Origin of the sequence: Gemmiger formicilis, assembly GCF_024462815.1 — a bacterium.
GTDB lineage: Bacteria > Bacillota > Clostridia > Oscillospirales > Ruminococcaceae > Gemmiger.
This window is the reverse complement of sequence record NZ_JANGCG010000031.1, coordinates 1-14,672: the sequence shown is the minus strand read 5'-3', so window position 1 is coordinate 14,672 and position 14,672 is coordinate 1. Positions and strand designations below refer to the sequence as shown.

Genomic DNA, 14,672 nt, shown 5'->3' with positions numbered 1-14,672 from the left:
TGTAGGGGCCGATGCTTGCATCGGCCCGGTGGTTTACCGTTGACAGCATTTATTGGGGAACGACCGGGCCGGGCAGTGCCCGGCCCCTACATGGTGGTGGATGGAGAACGGCAGTTAGCGGGAAGCAGGCGGAGGGGTCAAGACCCCTCCCTACAGTGGAACCATAAACGGTATTTTGTGGGGAACGTGCGGGAGCTTTGCCCTCAGCCTTCCCGCCCATCTTCCAGCACCCTAACAAACTTCCGCTTGCGCATTGTACGGAAAAGACTTATACTACTATTATAATACTATATAGGTGGAGTTTGCGATGATGAAGCTATACCGCACGCAGGACAAGCGTCTGACGCGTGTTGATGATATGAATGAAGGTGCCTGGGTCTGCCTGACCAACCCGACCGATGAGGAGGTTCGTCTGGTGGCAACCACGCTGGACATTGAGCCTGCCGACATCGTAGCCGCGACTGACCCCGAGGAATCGGCGCGTATCAGCTTAGAGGACGGCTACACCGTTATCATCGTGGATATTCCCATCAAGGTGGACGGCGCCGGAGAGGGCGTGTACACCACCATTCCCTTAGGCATCCTGCTGACGCAGGAGCTAATCGTCACAGTCTGCTCCACCGATACCGCCGTGGTAGGGGATTTCGCTGCCTGCCGGGTCAAGGGCTTCTCCACCCGCAAAAAGATGCGGTTCGTCTACCAGCTGCTTTACCGCGCCGCCACCATGTACCAGCAGGAGCTGCGGCTCATCGACCGCCGCCGCCAGGCCATTGAGAAAAACCTGTCCGGCGAGTTGAAGGACAGCGACCTGATGGAGCTGCACGCGCTGGAATCCACGCTGGTCTACTTTGCCACCAGTCTGCGGGCCAACGCCACCGTGCTGGACCGCCTGACCCGCTACAAGCGGCTGGAGCAGTACCCGGATGACCGCGAGCTGCTGGATGACGTCATTGTTGAAATCCGGCAGGCCATCGAGATGACCAGCATCTACCGCGACGATATCAAGGGCACGCGGGAGCTGTTCAGCTCGATTCTGGACAACCGCCTGAACAACGCCATGAAATACCTGACCAGCATCACGCTGCTGATGGCCGTGCCGACCGTTATCAGTGGCCTGTACGGCATGAACGTGCGGGCCGAGGGTATGCCCTTTGCCAGCTCCACCGCCGGGTTTGCCATTGTATTGGGGCTTACGCTGGCGTTGTGCGTCTTTGCGGCGTGGGTGCTGCACAAAAAACATATGCTGTAATGCAAACGTCTGCCGCAAAAGGCAGGCGTTTTGTGTAACATACGGCTAGAAAATCCCTACCTTATATATAAAGGAGGTCATACCTATGGAGGACGCCGCAATCGTGGCGCTGTACTGGGCGCGGGACGAGCAGGCGCTGACCGAGACCGCCGCAAAATTCGGCGCGTACTGCCGCAAAATTGCCGACAACATTCTGCACAGCGCCCATGACGCCGAGGAGTGCGAAAACGACACCTGGCTGGCCGCGTGGAACAGTATGCCGGACAACCGCCCCGCACGGCTGGCACCGTATCTGGGGCGCATCACGCGCAATCTGGCGCTGGACCGCTTTGACAAGGCATCGGCCCAGAAACGCGGCAGCGGACAGACCTGTGCCCCGCTGGACGAACTGGCCGAGTGCGTCGCCGCGCCGGGCGGCGTGGAGGACAGTTTTGACGCCGCCGAAACCGGACGGATCATCAGCGATTTTCTGCGCACTTTGCCGGAAGAAACTCGCAATATATTTTTGCGCCGCTATTGGTATTGCGACGCCACGGCAGATATTGCCGCGCGGTACGGCCTGACCGAGAGCAAGGTGCGGGTGACGCTGCACCGTACCCGCGGCAAGCTGGCCGCATACTTACAGGAAAGGGGTGCTGCGCTGTGACAGAACGTGAATTGTTTGAGGCCATCGGCCATGTGGACGATGACCTGATTTTGGCCGCCGACGCGCCGTTGAAAAAGCGCCGCAAGTCGCCGGTTTACTGGCGCAGCTTTGCCGCCGTGGCCGCGTGCGCCTGCGTGTTTTTAGGCGGCGTGGCCGTGTGGCAGAGTGACGGATTCCGCAAAGCCAACATGACCAGCGAAGCCGCCGCCTTTGCCGCCGACGCCCCGGAGGAAGCCGCCGAGATTGCCCCCGCACCGGATGTACCAATGCTGAGCGCCGCTGCGCCGCAGACAGACAATGGGGACGCGGCCGTCAAGGAGGGGGCAGCAAAGGATTCCGCCGAGTCGTCTATCGCACTGGGCCTGGCACGGTGCGTACAGATCGACGGCGTGCGTTATTTTGAGTCGCTGAAGGTGATTGATTTCATCGCTAACCGCGACCCGGACGGCGTGATCTCCGACAGCGTGGCAGCGGATGTGTTGCCCGATATGGACGGCTGCTCTAATTTTGGTGCCGGGTATTCGTATTGGGTCAACGAGGACGATGCCGTGGTGGTGGAGATTGACGGGGAATTTGTTGTGTTTGAAGCCGCGCCGTAGGGCGGGGTGACCCCACTCCGCCGCAGGTTCCCGGCAATATGCCGTTTATGGTTCGGTTTGTAGGGGGCGGCGTCTCCGACGCCCCGTGGCGGTTTCCCGGAAAATATCGTTGGCGGGTAGCCCGCGGAGGGGTCAAGACCCCTCCCTACAAATAACCCATAAACGGCATTTTGCGGGGAACGTGCGGGCGGCATATATGCCGCCCCTACAGAGCGATCCGGAAAATGGCGGCAATGGTCACGTTGCGGGCGGGCAATGCCCGCCCCCCATCATTTCCCCTTCTCCCGCTCTTTGGCGGCGCTGAGGGCTTCGGGCTTGCGGCTGCTTGTGGTCAGCAGCGTGGCGCGGGTCACGGCGGCACCGCCGAATTTGCGGCGCAGGGCGTCCGCGGCGCGGTCGAGCTTCTCCTGCTTGTCGGTGCGGGCGGCGTCTGTAAAGAAGTCCATCTGCTCAAAGTTGTCCTCGCCGGTTTTTTCGGCACTGACCCCCACCAGCCGCACCGGGCGCGCAGGCCACATCTGGCGCATCAGCTCGGCGGCCACATGGTACAGCCGGTCGGTTGAGTTGGTCGGGTTGGGCAGCGTGGTCTGATGGCTGGTACGCCGGAAGGCGTTGTCCACCAGCTGCACCGTCACCACCCGGGCGGTCTTGCCGTCCGCCCGCAGCCGCCGCCCTACCGAGTCACACAGCGCCAGCATTGTGGCGTCGGCGTCCTCGGGCCGGGGCAGATCCTGCGGCATCGTCACACTGTTGCCGTAGCTGTTGTCACGGCTGCCCTGCTTGGTCACCGGGTCGGTCTCGCGGCCGTTGGCATAGTTCCACAGCGTCTCGCCGCGGCTGCCGAACATCCGGGTTGCCGTCTCGCGGTCCAGCCGGGCAAAGTCCCCGATTGTGCAGATGCCAAAGCTGTTCAGCTTTTTGGCCGCACTGGGGCCCACGCCAAACAAGTCCCCCACCGGCAACGGCCACATCTTGGTTTCAATCTCATATTTATATAAGGTATGCACCCGGTCGGGCTTTTCAAAGTCGGAGGCCATTTTGGCCAGCAGGCGGTTGGGCGCAATACCCACATTGACCGTAAAGCCCAGCTCACGCTTGACGCGGCGGCGGATGGTGTGGGCAACCGTCAGCGGCGGGCCGAACAGCGCCTCGGTGCCGGTCATATCCAGAAACGCCTCGTCAATGCTGTACTGCTCCACATCCGGCGTGTAGTCGCCCAGAATCTTAATCAGCGCCTTGCTGTTTTGCACGTAAAAGTCAAAATCCGGCGGTACAATCGTCAGCCCCGGGCACTTGGCGCGGGCGGCAAACAGGCTCTCGCCGGTCTGGATGCCGTACTTTTTGGCCGGGCCGCTTTTGGCCAGCACCACGCCGTGGCGCTTGGCTTCATCGCCGCCCACCACCGCGGGTATCGTGCGCAGGTCCTGCACATCGCCGTCCTGCAGATGCTTGAGCGCCGACCATGACAGAAACGCCGAGTTGACATCCACATGAAAGTAAATCTTCGCCATCGGGAGCCTCCCTTCCGCCTTGCTTTTTCTCTATTATAGCATAAACTGCCCCTTGCGCACAGGCATCGGACGTGGTATAATTATATGTATATTTATGCAGCAATATCGCATATATACAAAAAGGAAGTGTTCGTATGGACCTTGTAGGGCATGATTTTCTGACGCTGTTGGATTTTACCCCCGCGGAGATTGGCGGTCTGCTGGATTTAGCCGCCGAGCTGAAGGCCAAGAAGAAGGCCGGCATCCCGCATGACACGCTGCGCGGCAAGAATGTGGCGCTGATTTTTGAAAAGACCTCCACCCGCACCCGCTGCTCGTTTGAGGTTGCGGCCCACGATTTGGGCATGGGCACCACCTATCTGGACCCCACCGGCAGCCAGATTGGCAAGAAAGAGTCCATCGCCGACACGGCGCAGGTGCTTTCCGGTATGTTTGAGGGCATCGAGTACCGCGGCTATGGGCAGGCCATTGTGGAGGAGCTGGCCAAATACGCCAGCGTGCCGGTCTGGAACGGTCTGACGAACGAGTACCACCCCACCCAGATTCTGGCTGATTTCCTGACCCTGCGGGAGCATTTCGGCAAGCTGCAGGGGCTGAAGTTCGCCTACATGGGGGACGCCCGCTACAATATGGGCAACAGCCTGATGATTGGCTGCGCCAAGATGGGCCTGCATTTTGTGGCCTGCGCCCCCAAGGCCTACTGGCCGAACCCCGAGCTGGTGGCCAAGTGCCAGGAATTTGCCCGGCTGAGCGGCGGCAGCATCACCCTGAGCGAGGACACTGCCGCAGTAGCAGGCGCTGACGTTGTCTATACAGATGTCTGGGTCAGCATGGGTGAGCCGGTCGAGGTCTGGGAGGAGCGCATCAACGCGCTGGCCCCCTATCAGGTCAATGCGGCGTTGATGGCCAAGGCCAAGCCGGGTGCGGTATTTATGCACTGCCTGCCCGCCTACCACGACCACAAGACCGCCGTAGGCAAGGAGATGGGCGAAAAGTTCGGCCGTGACGCGATGGAGGTCACCGATGAAGTCTTTAATGGCCCCCAGTCCATCGTTTTCCAAGAAGCCGAGAACCGTATGCACACCATCAAGGCCGTCATGGCCGCCACGCTGGGGGCGTAAGCACCGGGCATACATGTAAAAATAACCAATCAGGCGGAGCCTTCGCTTATACAGCGCGAAGGCTCCGCCTTTTTTTGTGGTGTGAAAATTTGCTGTGCAAACCAAAAAGGCACACCCTTTCGGATGTGCCTTGAAGGCTTGCGGTTAAAGGAGCTTACTCCTCAACATAGCCGTACTGCAGATACCAGTAGCCGTAGGGGCTGTGCCAGGTGCCCTTCAGAGAGGGGCTCTGCAGCCAGAAGTCATTGTAGTAGGCAATGGGGATGCAGGCGTAATCATTCATCAGGATGTCCTCAGCCTCATGCAGCTTCTGGAAGTGGACGCTCTTGTCAGCAACCTTGGAAGCCTCGACTGCGGCATCAAAGTCAGCGCTGGAGTACTTACCATCGTTGTTGCCGTTGCCGGTGGTGAACAGCTCGATCATGTTGGAGGGATCGTTGTAGTCCATGACCCAGCCGTTACGGGAAGCGTCATAGTCGCCGGCGCGGCGCAGCGGGGTGAAGCTGGCCCACTCGACCTTGTTGATGTTCACGGTGATGCCCAGCTCGCCCCAGGCCTGCTGCAGATACTCAGCAACGGGGGTGTGGTAACCGGCATCGTTGGTGCTGTACTCGATGACGGGGAAGCCTTCGCCGTTGGGGTAGCCGGCATCGGCCAGAGCCTGCTTGGCAGCCTCGAGGTTGGCCTCGTAGTCTTCGCTGATGTAGGTCTTGCCGCCGTTGGCGTTGTCGTAGAACATACCGTTCTCATCGACGATGCCGGGGCCGACCAAGTTGTAAGCGGGGGTGTAGGTGCCCTGCATGATGGTGTTGGCAACATAGTCACGGTCGATGGCCAGGCTCAGAGCCTTACGGACATTGACATCGTTGAACGGCTCCTTCTGGTCGTTCAGGGAGAGGTAGTAGGTGCCCAGGATAGTGTCAACATAGAAGTCGCCGCCGTCCTCAGCCTTGGTCAGGCTGGGGATCTCATCGGTGGGAACATCCTTGACGAGCTGTGCCTCACCGCTGTTGTAAGCGGCGTAGGCGGCGCTGGAATCCTCAAGCAGGAGCAGGGTGATGGTGTCGGAAACGATCTTGGAGGAATCCCAGCCGCCGACATAGTTCGGGTTCTTGGACAGAACAATACGCTCGGAGGGGACCCAATCGGTGATCATGTAGGGGCCGTTGCAGACGTAGGTGTCGGGCTGCGTGCACCATGCATCGCCGTTGGCCTCAACAGTGGCCTGCTGCACAGGGCTCATGGCGGCAAAGGCAGCCAGCTTGTCAAAGTAAGCGCAGGGGTAGCTCAGGGTGACGGTCAGGGTCTTGCCATCCTCGCTGGCAACGACATTCAGGGCGTCGAAGTCAGGCTCGGTGGTCATGTTGCCGTCTGCATCGGGGTTGCCGACGGCATCCTCATAGCCGTCGATCATGCCGACAACGGTCTCGGCATAGGGGGCAGCGGTGTCGGGCGCAGCCAGACGCTTGAAGGAGTACTCAAAGTCCTTCGCGGTCAGGTCGGAGCCATCGCTCCACTTCAGGCCGTCACGCATCGTGAAGGTCCAGACCAGGCCGTCATCGCTGACAGTGTAGCTCTCAGCCTGACCGGGGATGACCTCGTTGTTCTGATCGATGAGCAGCAGCGGCTCAAAGACAGTGATCAGCGTGTTGGCGCCGTCGATTGCGCTGTTCAGCGCGGGGTCCAGAGTCTCGGGGTTAGGTCCGTACTCGACAGTGAAACCGTTGGCAGTGCCAGTGCTCTCTTCGCCGGTGGCAGCCTCGGTGGATGCAGCGGTGCTGGTCTCGGTGGAGGCTGCGGAGCTTGCAGAGCCGCCGCAGGCAGCGAGAGAAGCAGCCATGCAGCCGGCCATAGCCACGGCAGCAATGTTCTTCATCTTCATGTGGAATACCCTCCAAATTCATTATACTTTATACCCAATCCCCCTTGGGGGCGCGGCCCCCAACGGAGTGAATATTTATACTTTACCACCCTAAAGCGGCATTTGCAAGTGTTCTGTAACTTTTGTAACTGTTTTGATAGAAAATCCGTTTGTGTTTCACCGGCGCACAATTCTGTGACGCACAAATGAATGTTTCTCCACTACGCACACTTTTGTCAGAAACACAAGGCGGCCGCGGTGAGCCGCCCTGTATAAGTATAAGTCTCAGGCCAAGTGAAGTCAGTCGGCGGACAGATTCTTACTTTACCTTATCCAGATGGTGGCAGGCCGCCCAATGGCCGCTGCTGACCTCCTTGAACTCCGGCACCTCGGCGGCGCAGCGCTCGTCGGCGTAGGGGCAGCGGGTGCGGAAACGGCAGCCGCTCGGCGGGTTCAGCGGGCTGGGCACATCGCCCTGCAGCACAATGCGGTGGCTCTGGCGGGCCGTCACAGGGTCCGCCACTGGAATGGCCGAAATCAGGCTGCGGGTGTAGGGGTGGACGCTGTGCGCAATCAGCTCAAAGCTGTCGGCCAGCTCCACCAGCTTGCCCAGATACATAACGCCGATGCGGTTGGAGATATGCTTGACAACGCTCAGGTCATGGGCAATGAACAGATAGGTCAGGCCCATTTCCTGCTGCAGGTCCTCAAACATATTGACGACCTGCGCCTGAATCGAAACGTCCAGCGCGGAGACAGGCTCGTCGCAGACGATGAACTCCGGGTCAACAGCCAGGGCGCGGGCAATGCCGACACGCTGGCGCTGGCCGCCGGAGAACTCGTGCGGGTAGCGGTTGGCATGCTCACTGTTCAGGCCGACACGCTCCAGCAGGGAGATAATCTTGTCATGGCGTTCCTTGGCGTTGGCGCACAGGTGGTGGATGTCGATACCCTCGCCCACGATGTCGCCGATGGTCATGCGGGGGTCCAGGCTCGCATAGGGGTCCTGGAACACAATCTGCATACGGCGGCGGTAGGGCAGCATATCCACCGCAATTTTTTCCTTCTTGTCAAACAGCACCTTGCCGTCATAGATAATCGTGCCGTCGGTAGGCTCATACAGGCGCAGCAGGGTACGGCCGGTGGTCGTCTTGCCGCAGCCGGACTCACCGACCAGGCCCAGCGTCTCACCCTTGCGGATGGCAAAGCTCACGTCATCCACAGCCTGCACATACTGCTTCTTCTTGCCCATGCCGCCGGCGGGGAAATACTGCTGCAGATGCTTTACTTCAACGAGATTCTCGCTCATCAGGCTTTGCCCCCCTTCTCAAATTCTTCCTTCTGGCGCAGCCAGCAATAGGTGTAATGGGTGTCGCTCAGCTCGGTCTTGGGGGGCATTTTGCTCAGACAGACCTTCATGCAGCTCTTGCAGCGGGGTGCAAAGGGGCAGCCCGCGGGCGGGTTCAGCAGGTCAACCGGCTGACCCTCGATGGGCACCAGACGCTCCTTCTCCTCGGCGTTCAGCTTGGGGATGGAGTTAATCAGTCCCTTGGTGTACTCATGCTGGGGGTTGTAGAAGATTTCATCGGTCGTGCCGTATTCCACGATATGACCGGCGTACATAACAGCAATCTTCTCGCACATCTGGGCCACAACGCCCAGATCGTGGGTAATCATAATGATGGACATACCCAGCTTGTGGCGCAGATCGTTCATCAACTCCAGAATCTGGGCCTGTATGGTCACGTCCAGCGCGGTGGTGGGCTCGTCTGCGATCAGCAGCTTCGGCTCACAGGCCAGCGCAATGGCAATCATAACGCGCTGGCGCATACCGCCGGACAGCTCATGCGGGTACTGCTTCAGACGGCGCTCCGGCTCGTTGATGCCGACCAGCTCCAGCAGCTCGCGGGCGCGGGCCCATGCCTCCTGCTTGGTCTTTTTGGTGTGCAGCAGGATAACCTCGACAATCTGGTTGCCGATGGTGTACACCGGGTTCAGACTGGTCATGGGGTCCTGGAAGATGATGGAGACCTCGTTGCCGCGGATTTTGCGGAACTCCTTCTCGGTCATCTTGTCAATCTGGTGGCCGTTGAACCACACCGTGCCGCCGACCAGACGGCCGGGGTAGGCGGTCAGGCCCATGATAGAGTAGGCCGTGACAGACTTGCCGGAGCCGGACTCGCCGACGATGCCCAGCACGTCGCCCTGGTTCATGCTGAAGGACACGCCGTTCAGCGCCTTGACCTCGCCCGCGGGGGTGAAGAAGGACAGACGTTCGTCCTTGATTTCAAGAATTTTTTCGCTCATGTTGCTCCTCCTCCCCTCTTTTAGCTCTTCAGTTTCGGGTCAAAGGCATCGCGCAGACCATCGCCGAACAGGTTGAACACAAGGATCATGATGCTGATCATCAGCGCGGGCGCGATCAGCAGCATGGGGTAGGTGTTCATGCCCTTGACGGCATCGGTTGCAAGCGAGCCCAAAGACGGCATGGGCGCCGCAACGCCCAGACCGAGGAAGCTCAGGTAGCTCTCGGTAAAGATGGAGGACGGGATCTGCAGGGTGGTGGTGACGATCAGGGTGCCCATGCAGTTCGTCAGCAGATGCTTCTTGATGATGCGGCCGCCGGAGGCACCCAGCGCGCGGGCGGCGGTGACGTACTCGCTCTCCTTCAGCGTCAGGACCTGAGAGCGGACGATACGCGCCATGCCGACCCAGTACAGCAACGCGAAGATGATGAAGATGGACACCATGTTGGGGCCGAGCTTCTGCATCCAGCCGAAGCCGGGCTTGGTGGCCAGGCTCTCCAGCGGTTCCTTGATGGCCATGGCCAGCAGGATGATGAGCAGGATGTCGGGGATGGTGTAGAGAATATCGGTAATACGCATCATGATGTTATCGATCCAGCCGCCCGCAAATGCGGAGATGGCGCCGTAGGTCGCGCCGATGAGCAGGACCAGCACAGAGGCCAGCAGGCCAACGGACAGGGAGACGCGGGTGCCCATCATGACACGCACGGCAAAGTCACGGCCCATACGGTCGGTGCCGAGAATATGCGGAAAGACCTTCTCGCCCGCGTCGATGAGCTTCTGCTCGGCGGCAGAATACTCGAACGGAGCAAGGTTGTTGCTGCCCTTGATCTGCAGCTCATAGCTGTAGGGCCACAGGGACGGCAGAACATAGGCCATAAACGCGATGAGCAGGATGACGACCAGGCTGACCATGGCGATCTTGTTTTTGCGCAGACGGCGCATACCGTCCTTCCAGAAGTTGACGCTCTCGCGCATGATGACAAGGCTCTTTTTCTCCTCGTTGGATGCGGGGGCGAAATCCTCCACGTTGAGTTGCAGGCTCAACGGATTCTTTTTCAGATTTTCCATTTTGTCTGCTCCTCCTTACTTCAGCTTGATGCGCGGGTCGATGATCTTGTACAGAATATCAACGACCACATTGGCCACAATGACGAGGGCGGCCAGCAGAATGGTGGTGCCCATGATCATCATGTAGTCACGGTTGGTGATGGCGGACACAAAGTCGCGGCCCAGACCCGGGATGGAGAAGATTTTCTCCACGACGAAGGAGCCGGTCATCAGACCGGCCAGCATCGGGCCGACATAGGTGACAACGGGCAGAATGGCGTTGCGCAGCGCGTGCTTGAAGAGGATCTTCACACTGGAAACACCCTTGGCGCGGGCGGTGCGCATGTAGTCCTGACCCATGACGTCCAGCAGACTGGAGCGCATCAGGCGGGTGATGTAAGCGGTGGGATAAATCGCCAGCGCCGTCACGGGCATGATGTAGGCCGCCGGTTCATTCAGGCCGACGGTGGGCAGGAGCTTCAGGTTCATGCCGAAGGTGTACAAAAGCACGACGCTTGAGATAAAGCTCGGGATGGCGATGCCGCAAGTGGCAAACACGATGATCAGATTATCGGCCCACTTCCCTCGGTTATACGCGGACAGACAGCCCAGCGGAATGCCGACGCAGAGCGCGACGACCACAGCCAGACCGGCGGTGCGGGCCGAAACCGGCAGCTTGGAGAAGATGATCTGGTTGACGGTACGGCCGCGCTGTTTCAGGCTCAGGCCCATATCGCCATGGATCAGGCTGTTCATATAATTAAGGTACTGCACGCCGAGGGGCTTATCGAGGCCGTATTTTTCGGCCAGAGCCTGCTGGGCTGCTTTGCTGATGGACTTTTCCGCCACGAACGGGCCGCCGGGGACCAGGTTCATGATGAAAAAGGTAAGGGTCGCAACAATGAACACGCTGAAAATGCCCATTGCCACGCGCTTGACGATGTACTTCGCCATGATTGAGTGCCACTCCGTTTCTTATTGGAATACAAATTGGGGTCGATTCGGTTTATCTGTTTAATGCTCTGTATTATGCACGCGCATCTGTGCGTACGCTGTGGACACGCGAGGGAATAAAAAAGCCGATGGTGGCTGCGATTGCAAACACCATCGTTCGTAATCCGAAATCTAGTACTATTATAAAATGTTGCAAAGTATTTGTCAATTCTCTGTTGCACAACAATCAACAACAAACAGCCGAAAACGCCGGGGTCTTTGCCGCGAAATTTCAGTAAAGATGCCCATTTAAAGTTTTTTAAAAGTTTTTTTGAAAAAGCGCTTGACTTTCCTCCTCCCCGGCGATATAATAATACACGTTCTCAGCGGGAACGCACAAGAGAATATGCGCCGGTAGCTCAGCTGGATAGAGTGTCTGACTACGAATCAGAAGGTCGGGGGTTCGAGTCCCTTCCGGCGCACCAAGAGCCTGTGACATAAAGAATGTCACAGGCTTTTTTCTTTGTTGCATCGCACAAAATTAGCAAAGTCGATGACCGATTTTCAAAGTGCGTTTTATAGAGATGTCCAACCGTTTTAAAGCGGTTGGACTTTTTTGTTGGGCAGTTTGGGACAGTTTTCCCCTCCCCTGCCGCCCGCTTTTGCAGTTTTTCAGCAAAAATTTCAACTTTTTTCTGCTGTTTTCAGAATCTTTTCAATTCCCCCGTAGCCAATTTCCTGTTGGCTGCGGGGATTTTTTGATTTTTCCGACAGTTTTCAGTTTGTTTTCAGGTTTTCCATTTTATACCTATTATAATAAGGAGGATTTCCACTATGAGCATCATTATCGGCATCGACCACGGCTACTATGCTATCAAAACAGCCCACTGTTCATTCCCGGCTGGGTTGACAAGCTACGGAGAACACGAACCCTACACCCGCCAAGGACTCTTAGAGTTTGGCGGGTGCTTTTTTGTTTGTGGCTCCGGGCGGCAGCCTATCCAGCGGGACAAGACCGTAAACGACAACTACTACCTGCTGACACTGGCAGCTATCGTAAAGGAGATTCAGCAACGCGGTTTGCCGCCCGAATGCTCGGTGCGCATTGCGGCGGGTCTGCCGCTGACCAGCTTTGGGCGCGACAAACCCAAGTTCAAAGATTATCTGCTGCGAAACAACCAGCCCGTGAATTTCCGCTTCGAGGGCGTGGAGTACAGCATCACCATCGAAGAAGTTGCCATCTTCCCCCAAGGCTACGCCGCCCTTATGACCGAAACCGGGCTGTTGCAGGACGAGCCATCAATGCTCCTCATGGATTTGGGCGGCTGGACAGTGGACCTTATGCGCATCGACAACGCCATCCCTGCTGCTGACACTGCGCACAGCTTGGAGCTCGGCATGATCCGCTGTGTAGATGACATCCGGGAGCAGGTGCGGCGTGAAACCGGGCTGTCCCTCACGGATGCCCAAATCGAAAATATGCTGGCGGGTCACCCCTGCACGGTCAGCGATACGGTGCGCGACATTGTGAACAAACAAGGTCGCAAGTACACAGAGCATCTTCTGTCTGCCACAATGGAAGCGGGATTCGATTTGCACGCCATCCCCGCCGTGCTATTAGGCGGAGGCGCATCGGTGGTGAGCCGCCACCTAAGTCCCAAAGACGGCCTTTGTAAGACGATTTTCCTGCTGGACGACAAGGTGAACGCGGTCGGATTCGAGCGTGCGTTGGCCGCCGTGTCGCGCCGCAAAAGCGAGGTATGAAACGACCGCAATATGTTTTCCGCCCGAACCTCAATGAACCGCAACACTGCCGCGCGTGGGCGTTGCTGCAACAGATGCCGCCTGCCAAACGCAAAGAGTTTCTGGTGCAGAGCATCCTTGCGGCAGAACAGACAAATAGGCTGGAGAAAAGCATCCGCAAGGTGGTGCGGGAGGAGTTGCAGGCAGTCAACATAACCAACGCTGTTCCAAGCCCACTGTCAGAGAATGCTATACCAGACTCTGCGCTCGATTTCCTGAATTCACTGTAGGGGGTGATTCCAATGTTTTAATAATAGGTAGAAAAGCAGAAGGAAAAAGGAGGTTTATACATTATGAACGGTAAAAAAATCTTGTTTGGTGCAGCCTATGACGGGCTGCTTTTGTTTTTGATGAGGGGCGCCTATTAAGCACCTTCGCAGATCCGGCAAACATCCCCATCGGGAGTTGTGCCCTTGATCAAGTTCGTGGATATGTTCTCCGGCATCGGCGGTTTCCGCGAAGGACTGACCCTTGCCGGAGGATTTGAATGCGTAGGACACTGCGAAATCGACAAATACGCCAACCGCAGTTACAACGCCCTGTTTGACACGAAGGGAGAGTGGTTCATTGAAGATGCCCGAAAAGCCGACCCCAGCACCATACCGGACTTCCAGCTGCTCTGCGGCGGATTTCCTTGCCAGACTTTCAGCATTGCAGGCTCCCGAAAAGGATTCGGAGATCCACGCGGCACTCTCTTCTTTGAACTGGCCCGATTGGCTGAAGCCAGGAAGCCTTCGTATCTGCTGTTTGAAAATGTACCCGGCCTGTTATCTCATGACGGAGGGCGGACATTTGCGACAATCCTCAACACGTTGGACAGACTGGGGTATGGCGTGGAATGGCAATGTCTTAACAGCAAAGATTTCGGCGTCCCCCAATCAAGAAACCGCGTGTACATTGTCGGATATCTTGATGAACGATGTAGAGGAAAAGTATTTCCTTTCACCGAAACAACAGGAGGTTCTCTTATTCAAACCCACGGCGGTCACCAAGGAGAACGAGTCTACTCCCCCGAAGGATTAAGCTGTACGCTGGCTGCCAATCCGGGTGGCTTCGGTGGCAAAACCGGGCTGTATGAGGTGAGCGTACCAATCAAGTGCGCCACAAAAACCGGCTACCAGATGGCACAGGTCGGTGACAGCATCGACCTAAGCTACGCCACAGTCAACAGTCGGCGCGGACGGGTTGGTAAAGAGATTGCGCATACACTTACAACGGACTGCCAACAAGGCACTGTTGAAGTTCACCCGGTCAAAAATCCCATCAAGTCCGACCTCGCCCGCAACACCGAACGCACCGGTAAGCCTGGCGCACCCATGCATACACTTACCACAAAAGACCGTCACGGTGTTCTGTACGAAGGTCGCATCCGCCGCCTGACACCGCGCGAATGTCTACGGCTGCAAGGATGGGCGGATGACCGCATCGACACGGTACTTACCATTCAAAGCGATAACCAAGCCTACAAGCAGGCTGGCAACGGCGTGACAGTCCATGTGGTGGAAGCCATCGGGCGGAGAATTGCAGCCATGGACGCAGAACTGCGGGGTGAGGCGCTTGCCCCTTGATTTCCGTGACCAGTATTTTGGCTGT

13 protein-coding genes and 1 tRNA gene are annotated in these 14,672 nt (G+C 57.8%); 8 read left to right on the top strand and 6 right to left on the bottom strand.

Annotated elements, in window-relative coordinates; translation table 11 throughout:
* The first annotated feature begins 307 nt into the window (after nucleotides 1-307).
* The 3 genes from NE623_RS14105 (at nucleotide 308) to NE623_RS14095 (ending at nucleotide 2,494) form a co-directional block, all read left to right on the top strand.
* Entirely contained in the window at nucleotides 308-1,249 is a 942-nt protein-coding gene (locus NE623_RS14105; RefSeq protein ID WP_256273427.1) for a magnesium transporter CorA family protein, read from the top strand.
* A gap of 85 nt (nucleotides 1,250-1,334) precedes the next feature.
* Nucleotides 1,335-1,895 carry an RNA polymerase sigma factor gene (locus NE623_RS14100; RefSeq protein WP_256273428.1) on the top strand — a complete coding sequence of 187 codons (561 nt, stop codon included), beginning with the start codon at nucleotides 1,335-1,337 and terminating at the stop codon, nucleotides 1,893-1,895.
* Nucleotides 1,892-2,494, top strand: a complete 603-nt coding sequence (locus NE623_RS14095; protein WP_256273429.1) for a hypothetical protein — start codon at nucleotides 1,892-1,894, stop codon at nucleotides 2,492-2,494. Before NE623_RS14100 ends, NE623_RS14095 begins: the two co-directional genes overlap by 4 nt.
* Nucleotides 2,495-2,763: 269 nt before the next feature.
* Here NE623_RS14095 and NE623_RS14090 read toward each other — a convergent pair whose 3' ends face one another.
* Complete coding sequence (locus NE623_RS14090) at nucleotides 2,764-4,005, bottom strand: DNA polymerase Y family protein (RefSeq protein WP_256273430.1); 1,242 nt, start codon at nucleotides 4,003-4,005, stop codon at nucleotides 2,764-2,766.
* Between the two features lie 134 nt (nucleotides 4,006-4,139).
* Here NE623_RS14090 and argF point away from each other — a divergent pair, with 134 nt between their 5' ends.
* Nucleotides 4,140-5,126 (top strand): ornithine carbamoyltransferase, encoded by a 987-nt coding sequence (gene argF / locus NE623_RS14085; protein ID WP_256273431.1) that lies wholly within the window; start codon nucleotides 4,140-4,142, stop codon nucleotides 5,124-5,126.
* Nucleotides 5,127-5,280: 154 nt separating this feature from the next.
* Here argF and NE623_RS14080 read toward each other — a convergent pair whose 3' ends face one another.
* The 5 genes from NE623_RS14080 to NE623_RS14060 form a co-directional block, all read right to left on the bottom strand.
* Nucleotides 5,281-7,008 carry a peptide ABC transporter substrate-binding protein gene (locus tag NE623_RS14080; RefSeq protein WP_256273432.1) on the bottom strand — a complete coding sequence of 576 codons (1,728 nt, stop codon included), beginning with the start codon at nucleotides 7,006-7,008 and terminating at the stop codon, nucleotides 5,281-5,283.
* 298 nt (nucleotides 7,009-7,306) lie between these two features.
* Entirely contained in the window at nucleotides 7,307-8,296 is a 990-nt protein-coding gene (locus NE623_RS14075; protein ID WP_256273433.1) for an ABC transporter ATP-binding protein, read from the bottom strand.
* Nucleotides 8,296-9,294, bottom strand: coding sequence for an ABC transporter ATP-binding protein (locus NE623_RS14070; RefSeq protein WP_256273434.1), 999 nt, complete (start codon nucleotides 9,292-9,294; stop codon nucleotides 8,296-8,298). Before NE623_RS14070 ends, NE623_RS14075 begins: the two co-directional genes overlap by 1 nt.
* A 20-nt stretch (nucleotides 9,295-9,314) precedes the next feature.
* Nucleotides 9,315-10,364, bottom strand: a complete 1,050-nt coding sequence (locus NE623_RS14065) for an ABC transporter permease (protein ID WP_256273435.1) — start codon at nucleotides 10,362-10,364, stop codon at nucleotides 9,315-9,317.
* Nucleotides 10,365-10,379: 15 nt separating this feature from the next.
* Nucleotides 10,380-11,297: an ABC transporter permease gene (locus tag NE623_RS14060; RefSeq protein WP_256273436.1), complete on the bottom strand. Its 918-nt coding sequence runs from the start codon at nucleotides 11,295-11,297 to the stop codon at nucleotides 10,380-10,382.
* Between the two features lie 387 nt (nucleotides 11,298-11,684).
* On the opposite strand from NE623_RS14060, the gene NE623_RS14055 reads away from it, so the two are divergent.
* The 4 genes from NE623_RS14055 to dcm all read left to right on the top strand — a co-directional run bounded on the left by NE623_RS14055 (nucleotide 11,685) and on the right by dcm (nucleotide 14,647).
* Nucleotides 11,685-11,761 (top strand) — tRNA-Arg (locus tag NE623_RS14055).
* 349 nt (nucleotides 11,762-12,110) lie between these two features.
* Complete coding sequence (locus NE623_RS14050) at nucleotides 12,111-13,040, top strand: ParM/StbA family protein (RefSeq protein WP_256273437.1); 930 nt, start codon at nucleotides 12,111-12,113, stop codon at nucleotides 13,038-13,040.
* Nucleotides 13,037-13,309, top strand: a complete 273-nt coding sequence (locus NE623_RS14045; protein ID WP_256273438.1) for a plasmid segregation centromere-binding protein ParR — start codon at nucleotides 13,037-13,039, stop codon at nucleotides 13,307-13,309. The genes NE623_RS14050 and NE623_RS14045 overlap by 4 nt, the downstream gene beginning before the upstream one ends.
* Before the next feature lie 183 nt (nucleotides 13,310-13,492).
* Complete coding sequence (gene dcm, locus NE623_RS14040; RefSeq protein ID WP_256273439.1) at nucleotides 13,493-14,647, top strand: DNA (cytosine-5-)-methyltransferase; 1,155 nt, start codon at nucleotides 13,493-13,495, stop codon at nucleotides 14,645-14,647.
* Nucleotides 14,648-14,672: the final 25 nt, after the last annotated feature.